The organism is Halomonas sp. ND22Bw, from assembly GCF_003011945.1.
Lineage (GTDB): Bacteria > Pseudomonadota > Gammaproteobacteria > Pseudomonadales > Halomonadaceae > Halomonas > Halomonas halophila.
The window spans coordinates 158,151-173,527 of the sequence record NZ_PXWD01000007.1 but is presented as its reverse complement, the minus strand read 5'-3'; the positions used below and the strand labels follow the sequence as shown (position 1 = coordinate 173,527).

The following is a 15,377-nucleotide window of genomic DNA, read 5'->3' as shown; positions in this document are numbered from 1 at the left end:
TTCGGGCGCCGCGGCACCCGCAAAGACCTCAGATTATGGTGCCGAAACTCGGCGATTCAAGGTAAGCCGGCTAATCGATCGCCCGACCTACTTATCCTTCCTGGCCTTGAGCAGCGCCGCGCCCAGGGCACCGAGCTGGCCGTCGTTCTGGCCGCCGCCCTGCTGGCCCTTGCCGCCCTGGGCCTTGCTACCCTGACCTTGGCCTCGACCGCCGCCCTTGCGTGGGGCCTTCTGGCCCTGGCGCTCGCCGCCGCGCCGGGTCGGCTGGCCGTCTTCACCGGGCTGGTCGTCGAGGCGCATGGAGAGCCCGACGCGGGCGCGCTCGAGATCCACGCTCATCACCTTGACCTTGACGATGTCGCCGGCCTTGACCACCGAGCGAGGATCCTCGACGAAGGTGTCGGACAGCGCCGAGATGTGCACCAGGCCGTCCTGGTGCACGCCGATGTCGACGAAGGCGCCGAAGTGGGTGACGTTGGTGACGCTGCCCTCGAGCACCATCCCGGGCTCCAGGTCCTTGAGCGTCTCGACGCCCTCGCGGAACTCGGCCGCCTTGAACTCGGGGCGCGGGTCGCGGCCCGGCTTGTCGAGCTCCTTGAGGATATCGCTGACGGTGGGCACGCCGAAGCGCTCGTCGGCGAAGTCGGCGGGCTTCAGGGCCTTGAGGGTCGCGCTGTCGCCGATCAGCCCGCCCAGCTCGCGCTGGCTCTGCTGGGCGATGCGCTCGACCAGCGGGTAGGCCTCGGGGTGCACGGCACTGGCATCCAGCGGATTGTCACCGCCCATGATGCGCAGGAAGCCGGCGCACTGCTCGAAGGTCTTCGGCCCCAGGCGGCTGACGTCGAGCAGCTGCTTGCGGCTGGCGAAGGCGCCCTCGGCGTCGCGACGGGCGACGATGTTCTCGGCCAGCCCCGCGTTGAGGCCGGCCACCCGCGACAGGAGCGCGCTGGAGGCGGTGTTCAGATCGACGCCCACGGCGTTGACGCAGTCCTCGATCACCGCCTCCAGGCTGCGCGACAGCTGCACCTGGGAGACGTCGTGCTGGTACTGGCCGACGCCGATCGACTTGGGCTCGATCTTGACCAGCTCGGCCAGCGGGTCCTGCAGCCGGCGGGCGATGGAGACCGCGCCGCGGATGGTCACGTCGAGCTCGGGCAGCTCCCGGGCGGCGTATTCCGAGGCCGAATAGACCGAGGCGCCGGCCTCGCTGACCATCACCTTGGACAGCCGCTGCTTGTCGGCCAGCGCCTTGACCAGATCGCCCGCCAGTTTGTCGGTCTCGCGGCTGGCGGTGCCGTTGCCCACCGCCACCAGGGCCACGTCGTGCTTGTTCACCAGCCGCGCCAGCACGGCCAGCGACTCGTCCCACTGATTGCGCGGCGCATGGGGGAAGATGGTGGCGTGCTCGAGGAAACGCCCGGTGGCGTCGACCACCGCGACCTTGCAGCCGGTACGCAGGCCCGGGTCGATGGCCAGCGTCGCCTTCTGCCCCGCCGGGGCGGCCAGCAGCAGATCCTTGAGGTTGGCGGCGAACACCTCGATGGCCGCGAGCTCGGCGCGCTCGCGCAGCCGGCCCATCAGCTCGGTCTCGAGATGGGTGTAGAGCTTGACGCGCCAGGTCCAGCGCACCACCTCGGCCAGCCAGCGATCGGCGGGACGGCCGCGGTCGGCTATCTCGAAGTGCTTGGCGATCGCCACCTGGGCCGGATGCAGCGGGGCCTCGTCCTCGCCGGGCAGGCGCAGGGTCAGCGCCAGCACGCCCTCGTTGCGGCCGCGGAACATCGCCAACGCCCGATGCGAGGGCACCTTGGCCAGCGGCTCGTCGTGCTCGAAGTAGTCGGAAAACTTGGCGCCCTCCTGCTCCTTGCCGGCGATCAGCCGCGAGGAGAGCTCGCCGTCGCTCCACAGCCGTTCGCGGAGACGGCCGACCAGCTCGGCCTCCTCGGCGAAGCGCTCCATCAGGATCTGCTTGGCGCCGTCCAGGGCGGCCTTGGCGTCCTCGATGGCCGGGATATCGCCGTCGGCGGCGCGAAGATAGTTCGCCGCCTCGGCCTCGGGGTCGCGCGTGGGATCGGCCAGCAGCGCATCCGCCAGCGGCTCGAGGCCGGCCTCGCGGGCGATCTGCGCCTTGGTGCGACGCTTCTTGCGATACGGCAGGTAGAGGTCTTCCAGACGCTGCTTGGTATCGGCGGCGCGAATGCTGGCGGTCAGCTCGGGCGTCAGCTTGCCCTGCTCGTCGATGCTGGCCAGCACCGCCTCGCGGCGCTCCTCAAGCTCGCGCAGGTAGCCCAGCCGCTCGTGCAGCTGGCGCAGCTGGCTGTCGTCGAGCCCGCCGGTGACTTCCTTGCGATAGCGGGCGATGAAGGGCACGGTGGCGCCGCCGTCGAGCAGTTCCACGGTGGCCGAAACCTGGGGCCCGCGAACGCCGAGTTCCTCGGCGAGACGATCGATGATCTTGGCTTGTGCGTCCATGTAATCCTTGGCAATCCGGGACAGACGATCGCGACAAGGTATCACACCCCCGGCGGCGCCGGGAGGCGCAGGCGCCTGTGGGCTGCCTAGCCGCTGGTGGCGGGCACGAAGCGCAGCGCCAGGCCGTTGTTGCACCAGCGCAGCCCGGTGGGCTCGGGACCGTCCTCGAACACGTGGCCCTGGTGGCCGCCGCAGCGGGCGCAGTGGTACTCGGTGCGCGGAATCAGCATCACCAGGTCGAGCTCGGTGAGCAGATGCCCTTCCACATGGGTGAAGAAGCTCGGCCAGCCGGTGCCGGAGTCGTACTTCATGTCGCTGGTGAACAGCAGCAGATCGCACCCGGCGCAGCGGTACTCGCCGTCACGGGTCTCCTTGTCCAGCGGGCTGGAGAAAGACGGCTCGGTGCCGCCTTCGCGCAGGATCTCGAAGCGCGCCTCGGACAGCCGCTCGCGCCACTCGGCCTCGCTGAGCGCGAGCGGCTCGAGGTCCGGAGCACGCGCGAGATCGAGCTTGGGCCGCGCCGAGACCAGCCCCGGCATCGCGCCGGCCAGGCCGCCGATCCCCAGCAGCCCGAGAAAGATGCGTCGTTTCATGATGCGCCTCCGTTGATGCGAGATGGACCTTGGTCGGCCCCATCACGACATCCTTACCCTCACGGCGGACTCTGTGCCGAAAAAACGCGAGGGAGCCGCCGGATGGCGCCTCCCTCTGGGACCCGACGCCGAGGCGCCGGTTCATCGAACGATCGGCCCGGGCCGCGCTCGGCCGGGCCGCGCTCGGCCGGGCCGCGTTCGGCCGGGCCGCGTCAGGCGGACCGCGGCCCGGCCTCGACGATCGCCGGGCTCACGCCCTCGAACTTGCGGAAGTTGTCCACGAACTTGGCGGCCAGCTCATCACGCTTGCGATCGTAGGCGGCCTTGTCGGCCCAGGTCTCGCGCGGGTCGAGCAGCGTGGCGTCCACGCCGGGCACGGCGGTGGGCACGTCGAGATTGAGACCCTCGAGTCGGCGGGTCTCCACGCCGCGCAGCGCCCCGCTCTGGATCGCCTCGACGATGGCCCGGGTGGTGGGAATCGAGAAGCGCTCGCCGCCCTCGCCGTAGGCGCCGCCGGTCCAGCCGGTGTTGACCAGATAGACCTGGGCCTCCTGTTCGGCCACGCGCTTGACCAGCAGGTCGGCGTAGACCCGGGCCGGCCGCGGGAAGAACGGCGCGCCGAAGCAGGTCGAGAAGGTCGCCTCCAGGCCCTCGGAGGCCCCCATCTCGGTGGAGCCCACCTTGGCGGTGTAGCCGGACAGGAAGTGGTAGGCCGCGGCCTCCTTGGAGAGCACCGAGACCGGCGGCAGCACGCCGCTCATGTCGCAGGTCAGAAAGACGATGGCGTTGGGCTCGCCGGCGCGGTTCTCGGCGACCCGCTTGTCGATGTGCTCGAGCGGATAGGCGGCGCGGGAGTTCTGGGTCAGGCGATCGTCGGTGTAGTCCGGCACGCGGTGCTCGTCGAGCACCACGTTCTCCAGCACGGTGCCGAAGCGGATGGCGTTCCAGATCACCGGCTCGTTCTTCGCCGAGAGGTCGATGCACTTGGCGTAGCAGCCGCCCTCGATGTTGAACACGGTGCCCGGTCCCCAGCCGTGCTCGTCGTCGCCGATCAGGTAGCGCGACGGGTCGGCGGAGAGGGTCGTCTTGCCGGTGCCGGAGAGGCCGAAGAACAGCGTGGTCTCGCCGTTCTCGCCGACGTTGGCACTGCAGTGCATGGGCAGCACGTCGGCCTCGGGCAGCAGGAAGTTCTGCACCGAGAACATGGCCTTCTTCATCTCGCCGGCGTAGCGCATGCCGGCGATCAGCACCCGCCGGCCGGCGAAGTCGAGAATCACGCAGCCTTCGGAGTTCGTGCCGTCCCGTGCCGGATCGCATTCAAAGCCAGGCGCATTGAGGATGCGCCACTCGGGCTTCGACGAGGGATTGAAGGCCTCTGGGCGCACGAACAGGGTACGGCCGAAGAGGTTGTGCCAGGCGGTCTCGGTGGTCACCCGGACCGGCTGGTAGTGGGCCGGATCACTGCCCACATGGAGCTCGGAGACGTAGCGCTCGCCGTCGGCCAGGAAGGCCTCGACGCGCGTCCACAGCGTCTCGAACCGCTCGGCGTCGAAGGGCCGGTTGACGCTGCCCCAGTCGATCTCGCCCCGGGTCGAGGGTTCGTCGACGATGAAGCGGTCACTGGGTGAACGTCCGGTGCGCGCGCCGGTATTGACCACCAGCGCCCCCTGGGCGGACAGGCGGCCCTCGCCGGCCGCCAGCGCCCGCTCGATCAGCTCGGCGCGGGACAGGTTGAGGTGGGTGGTCGCGTGTCGTGTCGTTGTCATGTGGCAGTTCCTGGGCCTCGAGGCCGTTCTCTCTCGTTTGCCGGGCGTCCGCGATGCGGTCTCGACCCATCCCCGGTGGCCGCATGCGGTTGACCGTCTTGTGAGGCGACGACCGGAACGCGGATGAGTCCGGGGAGTATGGCAAACAAGTCGAGCGGCAGGAAATGCCGTCAGATCAACGACTTTCTCGTAACTTTACTAGCGCACCGGCGCCGACTCAGTGGACGGTCGGAGGCGGACCCTCGGGGTCCTCGAGCATCGCCTCCACCTCGGCGAGGGTGAACTCGTAGCGGGTGTGGCAGAAGTGGCACTGGGTGGCGATGCCGCCCTGCTCGGCGAGGATGTCGCGCAGCTCGGCGCTGCCCAGCGACAGCAGGGCGCCGGCGATGCGTTCGCGGGAGCAGGTGCAGGCGAAACGCAGTGCCTTGGGGTCGAAGACCCGAACGGTCTCCTCGTGATAGAGGCGATGCAGCAGTTCGCGCTGCTCCACCTCGAGCAGCTCGGCGTCGGTGAGGGTCGAGGCCAGGTGAACGGTGCGCTCCCAGGCATCATCGTCCTGATTCTGCGCCTCGTCGGGCAGGCGCTGGAGCAGCAGTCCGGCGGCGCGCTGGCCGTCGTCGGCCAGCCACAGGCGAGTCGGCAGCTGCTCGGACTGGGCGAAGTAGTCCTCCAGGCAGCCGGCCAGGCTGTCGCGGGTCAGCGCCACGATGCCCTGGTAGCGATGGCCCTCGCGCGGGTCCAGGGTGATGGTCACCTTGCCCTCGCCGACCAGCTCGGTGAAGCTCGCGTCCTCGGCGGGGATCGCCGCGTCCTCGTCGAGCCGAGCGATGGCGCGCAGTTCGCCGCCCGGGTTGGACTCGGCCATCAGCAGCGACAGCGGGCCCTCGCCGCGCACCTCGATGCTCATGGTGCCGTCGAGCTTGACGGTCTCGGTGAGCAGGGCCACCGCGGCCAGCAGTTCGCCCAGCTGGCGGGTCACCGCCGGCGGATACTCGTGGCGCTCCATGACCTCGGCGTGCGCCTCCTGGAGGGTGACGATCTCGCCGCGGACATTGGTCTCCTCGAAGAGGAAACGCTGAATCTGATCACTCATGATGCTTGCCTGGTTGGAGATGAAGAGTGAGGAGTAAAGGGTAAAGAGTGAGGAGCAAGGGGATGCCACAGGCGCCTCACGCCTCAGGCCTTACCCCTCACTCCTCACGCTTCACTCACCCCGCATGAAGCGCTTGATCTCGCGTCGCTGCTTCTTGTCGGGGCGCTTGAGCGGATGCTGCATGGCCTGGTTGGCCTGGCGACGGCTCTCGGCTTCCTTGCTCCGGCGCGCCTGGCTCTCCGCGGTCTCCTGGTAGAGCTCGCGGGCCTCCGGGGCGCCGCGGCGCTGCTCGGACAGCGCCACCACCTCTACCTCCCAGGTGTCCCAGCCCTGGGGCACGCGGATCAGGGCGCCGACTTCCACGGTCTTGCTGGTCTTGGCGCGGCCGCCATTGTAGTGGACCTTGCCGCCCTCGATGGCCTTCTTGGCCAGCGCCCGGGTCTTGAAGAAGCGCGCCGCCCACAGCCACTTGTCGAGACGCACGCCGCTCATGCGTTCTCCTCGTCGCCGGGCCGCTCCTCGGGCAGGATGGCGGCAAAGCGGTCGAGGGCGATGAATTCCTCGAGCGCCTTCTCGGGTCGCCGGCTGTCGGGCTGCTTGATGCCCAGCAGGTGGCGGATGCCGTACTCGCGGGCGCTCTCCAGCACCGCCGCGTTGTCGTCGATGAACAGCGTGCGGGCCGGGTCGAAGGGCTCGACCTCCTGCAGCGAGAACCAGAACTCCTGGGCCTCCTTGGGCACGCCGAGATCGGCGGAGGAAACGATGGCGTCCAGGTAGTCCTCGAGCCCGGTCAGCGGCAGCTTCAGCGCCAGGCTCTCGCGGTCGGCGTTGGTGGCCAGCACCACGCGCGGATGGGCGCGCTTCAGCCAGCGCAGGAAGTCCAGGGCGTCGCTGCGCAGGCCGATCAGGTGCTGAACCTCGCGCTTGAGCGCCAGGATGTCGACGTCCAGCTCGCGGCTCCAGTAGGCCAGGCTGTACCAGTTGAGCGTGCCCTGTTCGCGCAGGATCCGCGCGCGGATCGCCTCCTGGCTCGCCTCGTCGAGCCGATGCAGCTCCACGTAGCGGCGCGGCAGGTGCTCCAGCCAGAAGTGGCTGTCGAAGTGCAGGTCCAGCAGGGTGCCGTCCATGTCGAGAAGGACGGTATCGATGGCACGCCAGTCGATCATGGGACTCCTTAGGGATGGACGCCTTTCGGGCGGGGCGGCGGCGGTGCGGTGACGTCCGCCAGGGGAAAGACGTGGTAGTGTACCCAAACGATGCCGAGGACGCATTCCAGCGCCCGGCCGCTCCGGGCTATCGCCCCGATTGGCGGGATTGATCGGACGCCCGCGACCGGCATCCCAAGGGCACGACAGACGCCGAACGACCGGAGATCCCATGACCGACGACCATGCCCCCCACAAGCCGCACGTCCTGGCCCGGCGCAGCGTCGCCCGCAGCCGGCTGTTCAACATCGAGGAGATGGAGCTGCGCTTTTCCAACGGCGCCGAGCGCACCTTCGAGCGGCTGGGCGGCACCGGACGCGGCGTCGGCGCGGTGATGATCGTGGCCATGCCCGATCCCGAGCACGTGCTGCTGATCCGCGAGTACGCCGCCGGCGTCGAGGACTACGCCCTGACCCTGCCCAAGGGGCTGGTGGATCCCGGCGAGGACATCGTCACTGCCGCCAATCGCGAGCTGATGGAGGAATGCGGCTTCGGCGCCCATCGCCTGGAGCCGCTGGTGGAACTGACCCTGGCGCCGAACTACATGCGTCACCGCATGCAGGTGATGCTGGCCACGGACCTCTACCCCAGGCGCCTGCCCGGCGACGAGCCGGAGCCGCTGATCGTCGAGACCCACGCCATCGACGAGATCGGCGCGCTGCTGACCCGGGAGGACTTCCACGAGGCCCGCGCCATCGCGGCCCTCTACATCGCCCGGGACAAGGTGCGCGCCGAGAACGCCAGCCCCTCGATCTGGTAGGCCCGACCGAAAAACGCCGCTTCCCCGACCCACGGGGAAGCGGCGAGCATGTGAGCCCTGGTCGTGTCAGCCCCTGGCGTCTCAGCCCTTGGCGTGCAGCCGGCGCGGCAGGCTGCCACCCTCCTTGAGCTTGACCCAGCGCCCCTGGCGATAGCTGTCCAGCCCCGCCTCGAGCAGACTCATCACGTCCAGCGCCTCGTCGACGCTCACCGGCGGCGGCGTGCCGCGCAGCAGGGTACGGGCGATGGCGTCGTAGTAGGCACGGTAATCGCCCGGCACGGCCTCGACCTCGTGATGGACGAGCTCGACCGCGTCGCCCTCCCCTGCGTTCAGCGTCAGCCGTCCCGGCGACGGATCGACGCCCCAGGCCGGCTGCGGAATCTCGCCGGCCTTGAGCCAGTCCTCCTGCGGGTCCAGGCCGTACTTCACGAAACTGCCACGGGTGCCGTTGACCCGCCAGCGCGGCGTGGGCTCGGCCACCAGGGCACTGGCCTTGAGGGTCACCCGCAGCCGGTCGTATTCGAGCACCGCCTGGAAGTCATCGTCGATCTCGGCGCCGTCGCGCAGGCTGGCGAGCTCCAGCAGGATGGCCCGAGGCATGCCGAACAGCGACCGGGCCTGGTCGAGCAGGTGCGGGCCCAGGTCGAACCAGATGCCGCTGCCGGGGCGATGCTGCTCGCGCCAGCGGTCGGGCACCGTCGGTCGGAAGCGGTCGAAGCGCGATTCCACCTCGACCACCCGGCCCAGGCGCTCTTCGTCGAGCAAGCCCTTGAGGGTCAGGAGGTCGCTGTCCCAGCGACGGTTGTGGAAGACGCTGAGCAGGCGCTCGGCGCCGTCGGCCAGGCTCTTGAGCTGACGCGCCTCGGCCAGCGACACGGCGAAGGGCTTGTCGAGCACCACGTGCTTGCCCTTGGCCAGCGCCGCCTTGGCCAGTGGAAAGTGGGTCTCGTTGGGCGTGGCGATGACCACCAGGTCGATGTCGGGATCGGCGAACAGCGAGGCCGACTTGGCATGCACCGCCACTTCGGGATAGACCGCCTGGACCCGTTCCGCGTCGCTGGAGACCACGGCGGTGAGCTCGAGGCCCGGTGCGGTCTGGATCAAGGGCGCATGGAAGGTGCGTCCGGCCATGCCGAAACCGATCAGGCCGACGTTGAGGGTCTGGGTCTTCATTGCAAGGCTTCCCTGCTGGATCGAATCGTTATCTGGGTGATGGTCGCGCGTGGAAGGGAAATCGGCCCCGGCCGATGCCGGGGCCTTCGGCTCAGTCGAGCTTGGTCAGGTCGCGCACCGCCCCCTTGTCGGCGGAGGTGGCCAGCAGCGCATAGGCCTTGAGCGCCGCCGAGACCTTGCGCACGCGCTGGATGCTCGGCTTCCAGGCATCGCGGCCGCGGGCTTCCTCGGCGCGGCGACGCTCGGCGAGCTCCTCATCGGAGAGCTTGACGTCGATGGTCCGGTTGGGAATGTCGATGCGGATGATATCGCCGCTCCGGACCAGACCGATGGCACCGCCGGCGGCGGCTTCCGGCGAGGCGTGGCCGATCGACAGGCCCGAGGTGCCGCCGGAAAAGCGGCCATCGGTGAGCAGCGCGCAGGCCTTGCCCAGGCCCTTGGACTTCAGGTAGGAGGTCGGGTAGAGCATCTCCTGCATGCCCGGGCCGCCCTTCGGCCCCTCGTAGCGGATCACCACCACGTCGCCTTCCTTCACCTTGTCGCCGAGGATGTGCTCCACCGCCTGGTCCTGGGATTCGACCACGTGGGCCGGCCCCTCGAAGACCAGGATCGACTCGTCGACGCCGGCGGACTTCACCACGCAGCCGTCGAGGGCGATATTGCCCTTGAGCACGGCCAGGCCGCCTTCACGGGAGAAGGCGTGTTCCAGGTCGCGGATGCAGCCGGTGGCGCGGTCGCCGTCGAGGCTCGGCCAGCGGGCGCTCTGGGAGAACGCGGTCTGGGTCGGGACGCCGCCGGGGCCGGCCTTGTAGAACTCCACGACCTCGGCACTCGGCGAACGCATGATGTCCCACTCCTCGAGGGCCTCGGCCAGGCTGTCGCCGTAGACGGTGGGCACCCGGGTATCCAGCACCCCGGCGCGGTCCAGCTCGCCGAGGATCGCCATGATGCCGCCGGCGCGATGCACGTCCTCGATGTGGTACTTCTGGGTGTTCGGCGCCACCTTGCACAGCTGCGGCACCTCGCGGGACAGGCGATCGATGTCGTCCATGTCGAAATCGATCTCCGCCTCCTGAGCCGCGGCCAGCAGGTGCAGGATGGTGTTGGTGGAACCGCCCATGGCGATGTCCAGCGTCATGGCGTTCTTGAACGCCGGCTTGGCGCCGATGGCGCGCGGCAGCAGATGCGCCTCGTCACCCTCGTAGTAGCGCTTGGCCAGCTCGACGATGCGATGGCCGGCGGTCTCGAACAGCCGGCGGCGGTCGCCGTGGGTGGCCAGCAGGGTGCCGTTGCCCGGCAGCGCCAGGCCCAGCGCCTCGGTCAGGCAGTTCATGGAGTTGGCGGTGAACATGCCGGAGCAGCTGCCGCAGGTCGGGCAGGCGCTGCGCTCGACCTCGCTCAGGGTCTCGTCGTCCACCGAGTCGTCGGCGGCCATGACCATGGCGTCGACCAGGTCCAGGCCGTGGTCGAGCAGCTTGGTCTTGCCGGCCTCCATGGGGCCGCCGGAGACGAAGATCACCGGGATGTTGAGGCGCATGGCGGCCATCAGCATCCCGGGGGTGATCTTGTCGCAGTTGGAGATGCACACCAGGGCGTCGGCGCAGTGGCCGTTGACCATGTACTCGACGCTGTCGGCGATGATGTCGCGGCTCGGCAGCGAATAGAGCATGCCGTCGTGGCCCATGGCGATGCCGTCGTCGACGGCGATGGTGTTGAACTCCTTGGCCACCCCGCCGGCCTTCTCGATCTCGCGAGCCACCAGCTGGCCCATGTCCTTGAGGTGGACGTGGCCGGGCACGAACTGGGTGAAGGAGTTGGCCACCGCGATGATCGGCTTGTGGAAGTCGTCGTCCTTCATGCCGGTGGCGCGCCACAGGGCGCGGGCACCGGCCATGTTGCGGCCGGCGGTGGTGGTGCGGGAGCGATACTCGGGCATGGTGTCCTCTTGATATGCTGCTGCCGTCCGTGGCCTCGCGCACGAGCACGATGGGCTCGCGCGACGCGTCGGCGAGGTCCCGGGCGGTCTTGGTGTCCAGTGTTCCGATTCTGTCATGCCCCCGGGCGACAGGCCAGCGGCTTGCGCGACACCCCCTCGCCCCGGATGATGACAGCCATGCCCTCCCTGCCGATCGGACGAGGATCGATCATGTCATCAGCCGAAACGGCCACCCTGGACGCCCTCCGGGCACTCGCCGGGGCACAGCAGGAGATCGCCGCCCTATGGCTGTACGGCTCCCGCGCCCGTGGCGACCACCATGCCGGCAGCGACTACGACCTGGCCATCGCCTTCGTCGACTGGCTGGAAGACCCGCTGGAACGGCGACTGCGCCCGGAAATGCTCGCTCTGGACTGGCAGCAGGCCCTGGGGCTGCCAGAGGGACAACTCAGCCTCGTCGATCTGGCGATCGCCCCGATCCCCCTCGGCTGGAGCATCATCAGCGAAGGGCGCCTGCTGCTCGACCGCCGACCCCAGGTCCGCATGGCCCAGGAGGCGCGCGTGATGTCGCGCTGGGAAATCGACTATATGCACCGGGAGGGCATCAATGCCTGACACACGACCGAGCCCGGCCTACCTGCATGCCCAGCGGCAGCACCTGGCCGACAGCGAGCAGGACATACAGGCACTCGAGACCATCCTCGCCGAACGATCCTGGTCGCGACTGGAACGACACGCCGCCGAGCGCACCCTCCAGCTGCTGATAGAGAGCTGCATCGGGCTCGCCAAGCAATGGAATCGCCGCGAGACCGGCCAGACTTCCGCGGAAGCGCTGACCGCCTTCCAGCGCCTGGCGGATGCCGGCCTGATCGAAGCCGCCACGCCCTGGCGACGCATCATCGGCCTGCGCAACGTATTGGTTCACGACTACCTCGAGGTCGACGAGCGGATCGTGCGCGACGTCATCGAGGCGCGCCACTATCGCGCCCTGCTGGACTTCGCCGACACCGCCCTCACGGCGCTGTCGACGGACTGACCGCCACCAGCCGCCCGCCTTCGAGCCGGCAGCGGCGGTCGGCCAGGGCCTCGATGTCGTCGCGGTCGTGGCTGACCAGCAGCACCGCCACGCCGGCCGCCTTCTGGCGACGCACCAGCGCCCACAGCCCGCGCCGGGTGGCGTCGTCGAGCCCGGTGAAGGGCTCGTCGAGCAGCAGCAGCGGCGCGCCCCGCAGCAGCGCGCGCAGCAGCGCCACCCGCTGGCGCTGGCCGCCGGAGAGCTCGTCGGGCAGCCGGTCGTGGAGCCCCGCGAGCCCGACCTCGGCCAGCCCCTCGCGGATGCGCCGTTGCTGCTCGCGGCTGAGCTTCATGTCCGGCGCCAGGCCGAGTCCCACGTTGAGCCACACCGGCAGGTGATCGAACAGGTTGTGCTCCTGGAAGACGGTGGTGATGCCACGCTCCCAGGGCGGCCGCGCCAGCAGGTCCTCCCCCGCCCAGTCGAGCCGCCCACCGCCGGGCTCGAGGAAGCCGGCCAGCAGCGCCAGCAGCGTGCTCTTGCCGGACCCCGACGGCCCCTCCACCGACAGGCACTCCCCGGGCGCGAGCCGGAAGGCGAAGCGGAAGTCCGGCGTCTCACCGGGATCGCAGCGCGTGTAGTGGAAGGTCAGGTCATGGCAGTCGAGCATCGGAACGTCCTTGCGGCGAGGCCTGTTGTGGGGGACGGCATCGGGCATCGCGCCAGGGGTAGCGCGGCGAGTGTCGGGTCAGGCGGTCGAGCGCGGCGAACACCAGCGCCACCAGGGCCAGCAGCAGCAGCGCGGTAGCCGCCGCGCCCTGCCAGCGGTAGCCGCCCAGCTGCTGGAACAGCAGCATCGGCAGGGTCGGCGCCGCGGGGCTGCCGAACAGCGCGATGACGCTGAAATCACCCAGCGACAGCGTCATCGCGTAGGCCAGCGCCAGGGCCAGCGGGCGGCGCAGCCGCGGCCACTGCAGCCAGCGCAGCCGGGCCATGCCCCGCACCCCGAGCTGGTCGGCCAGCCGCCGCTCCGGCGCCGAGAGCCCCGGCAGCGCGCCGCGGATCACCTGCATGGCGAAGGGCAACGCCATGAAGGCGTTGACCAGCACCACCAGGGCGTAGCCCTCCCAGCCGCTGCCGAGCCGCGGGCGCAGCAGCAGGAACAGGCCGGTGCCGAACACCAGCGCCGGGATCACCAGGATCAGCTGGCCGCCGCCCTCCATCAGCGCGGCGAGAAGCGGCCGCCGCCGGTCCCGCAGCCACTGGCGCCCGGCGAGCAGCGCCACGGCCAGCGCCAGCGAACCGAGCCCGGCGGCGAATGCCATCGAGAAACTGCGCAGCGCCGCGGGCCAGAGGCTCGCGCCACGCGGCATCTCCGGCAGGCCGAGCACGCCGGCCACCAGCACCGCCGCCAGCGGCGGCAGCAGCAGCGCGGCCAGCCCGATGAGCCAGAAGGCATCGCTGAGGCGCGAGAGCCCCTGAGCGTCGCGGCGCCACCAGCGCCCCGCGGGCCGGCCCGGACGCGCCCCCACCGCCAGCGACGGCGTGCCGCCGCGGGACAGCGCGACGAGCCACAGCGTCAGGCAGATCGCCAGCTGGGTCAGCGCCAGCAGCGCCGCCAGGGCCAGGTCGTGGTCGAACTTCATGGCCTGGTAGAGCGCCACTTCCAGGGTCGAGGACGCCGGCCCGCCGCCCAGGGTCATGACGATGGCGAAGCTGGTGAAGCAGAGCGTGAACACCAGCGCGGCGAGGCGCGGCAGCAGCGGCGCCAGCCGCGGCCACTCCAGCGCCCGCCACAGCGCGCCGCGAGACAGCCCCAGCTGGCCGGCCAGACGCCACTGGGCCGCCGGCGCCTCTTCCAGCGCCTGCAGCATCAGCCGCGCGGCCAGCGGCAGATTGTAGAAGACGTGGGCCAGCACGATGCCGGAAAGGCCGTAGAGATAGCCGTCGGGCAGCCCGCCGAGCCAATCGCGCAGCGGCGCCAGCCAGCCGCGCCGGCCGTGCACGGCGACCAGCCCGAACAGCGCGATCAGGCTCGGGATCACCAGCGACAGCTCCATGGCCCGCAGCAGCAGGCGCCGGCCGAGGAAGCGCGGCCGCCGGGCCAGCGCCAGGGCCACGGGAATCGCCAGGCCGATCGACAGCAGCGTGGAGAGGCTCGCCTGCCACAGGGTGAAGCGCAGCACGGCGGCGAGCCAGGGCTCCTGCCACAGCATCGCCGGATGCAACTCCCGGGCCTGCCACAAGAGCGCCCCGAGGCTGCCGAGGCCTAGCCCCGCCACCGCGATGAGCGCCACGATGCCGGCCCCCAGGGGCCAGCGCGAATGCGTGGCCCAGCGCGTGGTCGGGCTCATCGGGCGGCGGCGTTGCGCCACTCGCGGATCCACTCGCGACGATGGGCCTGCACCTCCTCGGGCGTGAAGGTCAGACTCTCGGGGGCTATCAGCCGCTCATAGACCTCGGGCAGTTCATCGCCGAGGTCGATGGCCGGATGCATGACGTTGCCGAGCGGAATATGGCGCTGGAAGTCCGGCGTCAGCATGAAGGCCAGGAACTCGCGGGCGAGCGCAGGATGCTCGCTGCCCGCCACCCGGGCCGCGGTCTCCACCTGCAGGTAGTGGCCGTCCTCGAACTCGGCGGCCTGGTAGCGGTCGGTGCCCTCGACGGCCATGTGGTAGGCCGGCGAGGTGGCGTAGGAGAGCACCATCGGAGCCTCGCCGTTCATGAACAGCGAGAAGTAGGCCTGGCTCCAGCCGTTGGTGACGGTCAGCACCCGCTCGTTGAGGCGCGCCCAGATCTCGGGCGCCCGATCGCCGTAGACCTTCCTGATCCACAGCAGCAGCCCCTGGCCGGTGACGCTGGTGCGCGGGTCCTGGAGGATCACCTTGACGTCGTCCGGGGCGTCGAGCAGTTCCTCGAAGCTCTCCGGCGGCGTCTCGAGCTGCTCGGTGTCGTAGACGAAGGCGAAGTGACCCCAGTCGTAGGGCAGGAAGGTGTCGTCGCTCCAGTCGATGGGCAGGTCAAGGGCGCCGGCGTCGACGCCGTGGGGCGCCAGCAGGTCCAGCGCGCGGGCCTCGGCCATCAGGTTCATGTCGAGCCCCAGCACCACGTCGGCGGCGGTGTCCCGCCCCTCGAGACGCAACCGCTGGAGGATGTCGACGCCGCCGGGCAGCGCGACGAACTCGAGATCGCAGCCGCAGCGGGCCTCGAAGGCCTCCTCGATGCCGGGCCCCGGCCCCCACTCGGAGACGAAGGAGTCGTAGGTATAGACGGTGAGGGTCTCGTCGGCCTGAGCGACGCCGACGGCCAGCAGCGCGGCAAGCGCCACACCGACGGCCTGAACCTTGGGAGCCATGGACATTCCTGT

At 70.0% G+C, this 15,377-nt stretch carries 14 protein-coding genes; 3 read left to right on the top strand and 11 right to left on the bottom strand.

What is annotated here, in order from left to right; all coding sequences use genetic code 11:
- Positions 1-87: 87 nt before the first annotated feature.
- The 6 genes from CVH10_RS10990 to yrfG all read right to left on the bottom strand — a co-directional run bounded on the left by CVH10_RS10990 (position 88) and on the right by yrfG (position 7,090).
- Positions 88-2,472: a Tex family protein gene (locus tag CVH10_RS10990; protein WP_035594191.1), complete on the bottom strand. Its 2,385-nt coding sequence runs from the start codon at positions 2,470-2,472 to the stop codon at positions 88-90.
- 86 nt (positions 2,473-2,558) lie between these two features.
- Complete coding sequence (gene msrB, locus CVH10_RS10985; RefSeq protein ID WP_106488701.1) at positions 2,559-3,065, bottom strand: peptide-methionine (R)-S-oxide reductase MsrB; 507 nt, start codon at positions 3,063-3,065, stop codon at positions 2,559-2,561.
- A gap of 212 nt (positions 3,066-3,277) precedes the next feature.
- Complete coding sequence (locus tag CVH10_RS10980) at positions 3,278-4,831, bottom strand: phosphoenolpyruvate carboxykinase (RefSeq protein WP_035594185.1); 1,554 nt, start codon at positions 4,829-4,831, stop codon at positions 3,278-3,280.
- Between the two features lie 217 nt (positions 4,832-5,048).
- Complete coding sequence (hslO, locus tag CVH10_RS10975; protein ID WP_035594182.1) at positions 5,049-5,924, bottom strand: Hsp33 family molecular chaperone HslO; 876 nt, start codon at positions 5,922-5,924, stop codon at positions 5,049-5,051.
- 111 nt (positions 5,925-6,035) lie between these two features.
- Entirely contained in the window at positions 6,036-6,416 is a 381-nt protein-coding gene (hslR, locus tag CVH10_RS10970; RefSeq protein ID WP_106488700.1) for a ribosome-associated heat shock protein Hsp15, read from the bottom strand.
- Positions 6,413-7,090: a GMP/IMP nucleotidase gene (gene yrfG, locus CVH10_RS10965; protein WP_035594176.1), complete on the bottom strand. Its 678-nt coding sequence runs from the start codon at positions 7,088-7,090 to the stop codon at positions 6,413-6,415. Before yrfG ends, hslR begins: the two co-directional genes overlap by 4 nt.
- Before the next feature lie 211 nt (positions 7,091-7,301).
- On the opposite strand from yrfG, the gene nudE reads away from it, so the two are divergent.
- The gene (gene nudE, locus CVH10_RS10960; RefSeq protein WP_035594173.1) at positions 7,302-7,889 is read left to right on the top strand and encodes an ADP compounds hydrolase NudE; all 588 of its coding nucleotides are present in this window, start codon (positions 7,302-7,304) and stop codon (positions 7,887-7,889) included.
- An 81-nt stretch (positions 7,890-7,970) separates the two neighbouring features.
- On the opposite strand, the gene CVH10_RS10955 is transcribed toward nudE, so the two are convergent.
- Together CVH10_RS10955 and ilvD are read right to left on the bottom strand one after the other, a co-directional pair.
- A complete protein-coding gene (locus tag CVH10_RS10955) occupies positions 7,971-9,062 on the bottom strand; it encodes an oxidoreductase (RefSeq protein ID WP_052052394.1) in 1,092 nt (363 codons plus the stop codon).
- A gap of 91 nt (positions 9,063-9,153) precedes the next feature.
- Positions 9,154-10,998 (bottom strand): dihydroxy-acid dehydratase, encoded by a 1,845-nt coding sequence (gene ilvD, locus CVH10_RS10950; RefSeq protein WP_035594170.1) that lies wholly within the window; start codon positions 10,996-10,998, stop codon positions 9,154-9,156.
- Positions 10,999-11,208: 210 nt separating this feature from the next.
- Here ilvD and CVH10_RS10945 point away from each other — a divergent pair, with 210 nt between their 5' ends.
- Together CVH10_RS10945 and CVH10_RS10940 are read left to right on the top strand one after the other, a co-directional pair.
- A complete protein-coding gene (locus CVH10_RS10945) occupies positions 11,209-11,613 on the top strand; it encodes a nucleotidyltransferase domain-containing protein (protein ID WP_106488699.1) in 405 nt (134 codons plus the stop codon).
- Entirely contained in the window at positions 11,606-12,034 is a 429-nt protein-coding gene (locus CVH10_RS10940) for a DUF86 domain-containing protein (protein WP_106488698.1), read from the top strand. The genes CVH10_RS10945 and CVH10_RS10940 overlap by 8 nt, the downstream gene beginning before the upstream one ends.
- Here the strand turns inward: CVH10_RS10940 and CVH10_RS10935 are convergent.
- Genes CVH10_RS10935 through thiB form a run of 3 tightly spaced genes read right to left on the bottom strand, consistent with a single transcriptional unit; the run spans position 12,012 to position 15,365 of the window.
- Positions 12,012-12,680, bottom strand: coding sequence for an ATP-binding cassette domain-containing protein (locus tag CVH10_RS10935; RefSeq protein ID WP_106488697.1), 669 nt, complete (start codon positions 12,678-12,680; stop codon positions 12,012-12,014). The two genes, CVH10_RS10940 and CVH10_RS10935, sit on opposite strands and share 23 nt — an antisense overlap.
- Positions 12,664-14,385, bottom strand: coding sequence for a thiamine/thiamine pyrophosphate ABC transporter permease (gene thiP, locus CVH10_RS10930; protein WP_219924699.1), 1,722 nt, complete (start codon positions 14,383-14,385; stop codon positions 12,664-12,666). Before thiP ends, CVH10_RS10935 begins: the two co-directional genes overlap by 17 nt.
- Positions 14,361-15,365 carry a thiamine ABC transporter substrate binding subunit gene (gene thiB / locus CVH10_RS10925; protein ID WP_219924698.1) on the bottom strand — a complete coding sequence of 335 codons (1,005 nt, stop codon included), beginning with the start codon at positions 15,363-15,365 and terminating at the stop codon, positions 14,361-14,363. The genes thiP and thiB overlap by 25 nt, the downstream gene beginning before the upstream one ends.
- Positions 15,366-15,377: the final 12 nt, after the last annotated feature.

Coding starts and splice junctions, on each gene's coding strand:
- hslR (WP_106488700.1), bottom strand. CDS start 6,416: ATGAGCGGCGTGCGTCTCGACAAGTGGCTGTGGGCGGCGCGCTTCTTC.
- CVH10_RS10955 (WP_052052394.1), bottom strand. CDS start 9,062: ATGAAGACCCAGACCCTCAACGTCGGCCTGATCGGTTTCGGCATGGCC.
- CVH10_RS10980 (WP_035594185.1), bottom strand. CDS start 4,831: ATGACAACGACACGACACGCGACCACCCACCTCAACCTGTCCCGCGCC.
- yrfG (WP_035594176.1), bottom strand. CDS start 7,090: ATGATCGACTGGCGTGCCATCGATACCGTCCTTCTCGACATGGACGGC.
- CVH10_RS10945 (WP_106488699.1), top strand. CDS start 11,209: ATGTCATCAGCCGAAACGGCCACCCTGGACGCCCTCCGGGCACTCGCC.
- msrB (WP_106488701.1), bottom strand. CDS start 3,065: ATGAAACGACGCATCTTTCTCGGGCTGCTGGGGATCGGCGGCCTGGCC.
- CVH10_RS10935 (WP_106488697.1), bottom strand. CDS start 12,680: ATGCTCGACTGCCATGACCTGACCTTCCACTACACGCGCTGCGATCCC.
- nudE (WP_035594173.1), top strand. CDS start 7,302: ATGACCGACGACCATGCCCCCCACAAGCCGCACGTCCTGGCCCGGCGC.
- ilvD (WP_035594170.1), bottom strand. CDS start 10,998: ATGCCCGAGTATCGCTCCCGCACCACCACCGCCGGCCGCAACATGGCC.
- CVH10_RS10940 (WP_106488698.1), top strand. CDS start 11,606: ATGCCTGACACACGACCGAGCCCGGCCTACCTGCATGCCCAGCGGCAG.
- CVH10_RS10990 (WP_035594191.1), bottom strand. CDS start 2,472: ATGGACGCACAAGCCAAGATCATCGATCGTCTCGCCGAGGAACTCGGC.
- hslO (WP_035594182.1), bottom strand. CDS start 5,924: ATGAGTGATCAGATTCAGCGTTTCCTCTTCGAGGAGACCAATGTCCGC.
- thiB (WP_219924698.1), bottom strand. CDS start 15,365: ATGGCTCCCAAGGTTCAGGCCGTCGGTGTGGCGCTTGCCGCGCTGCTG.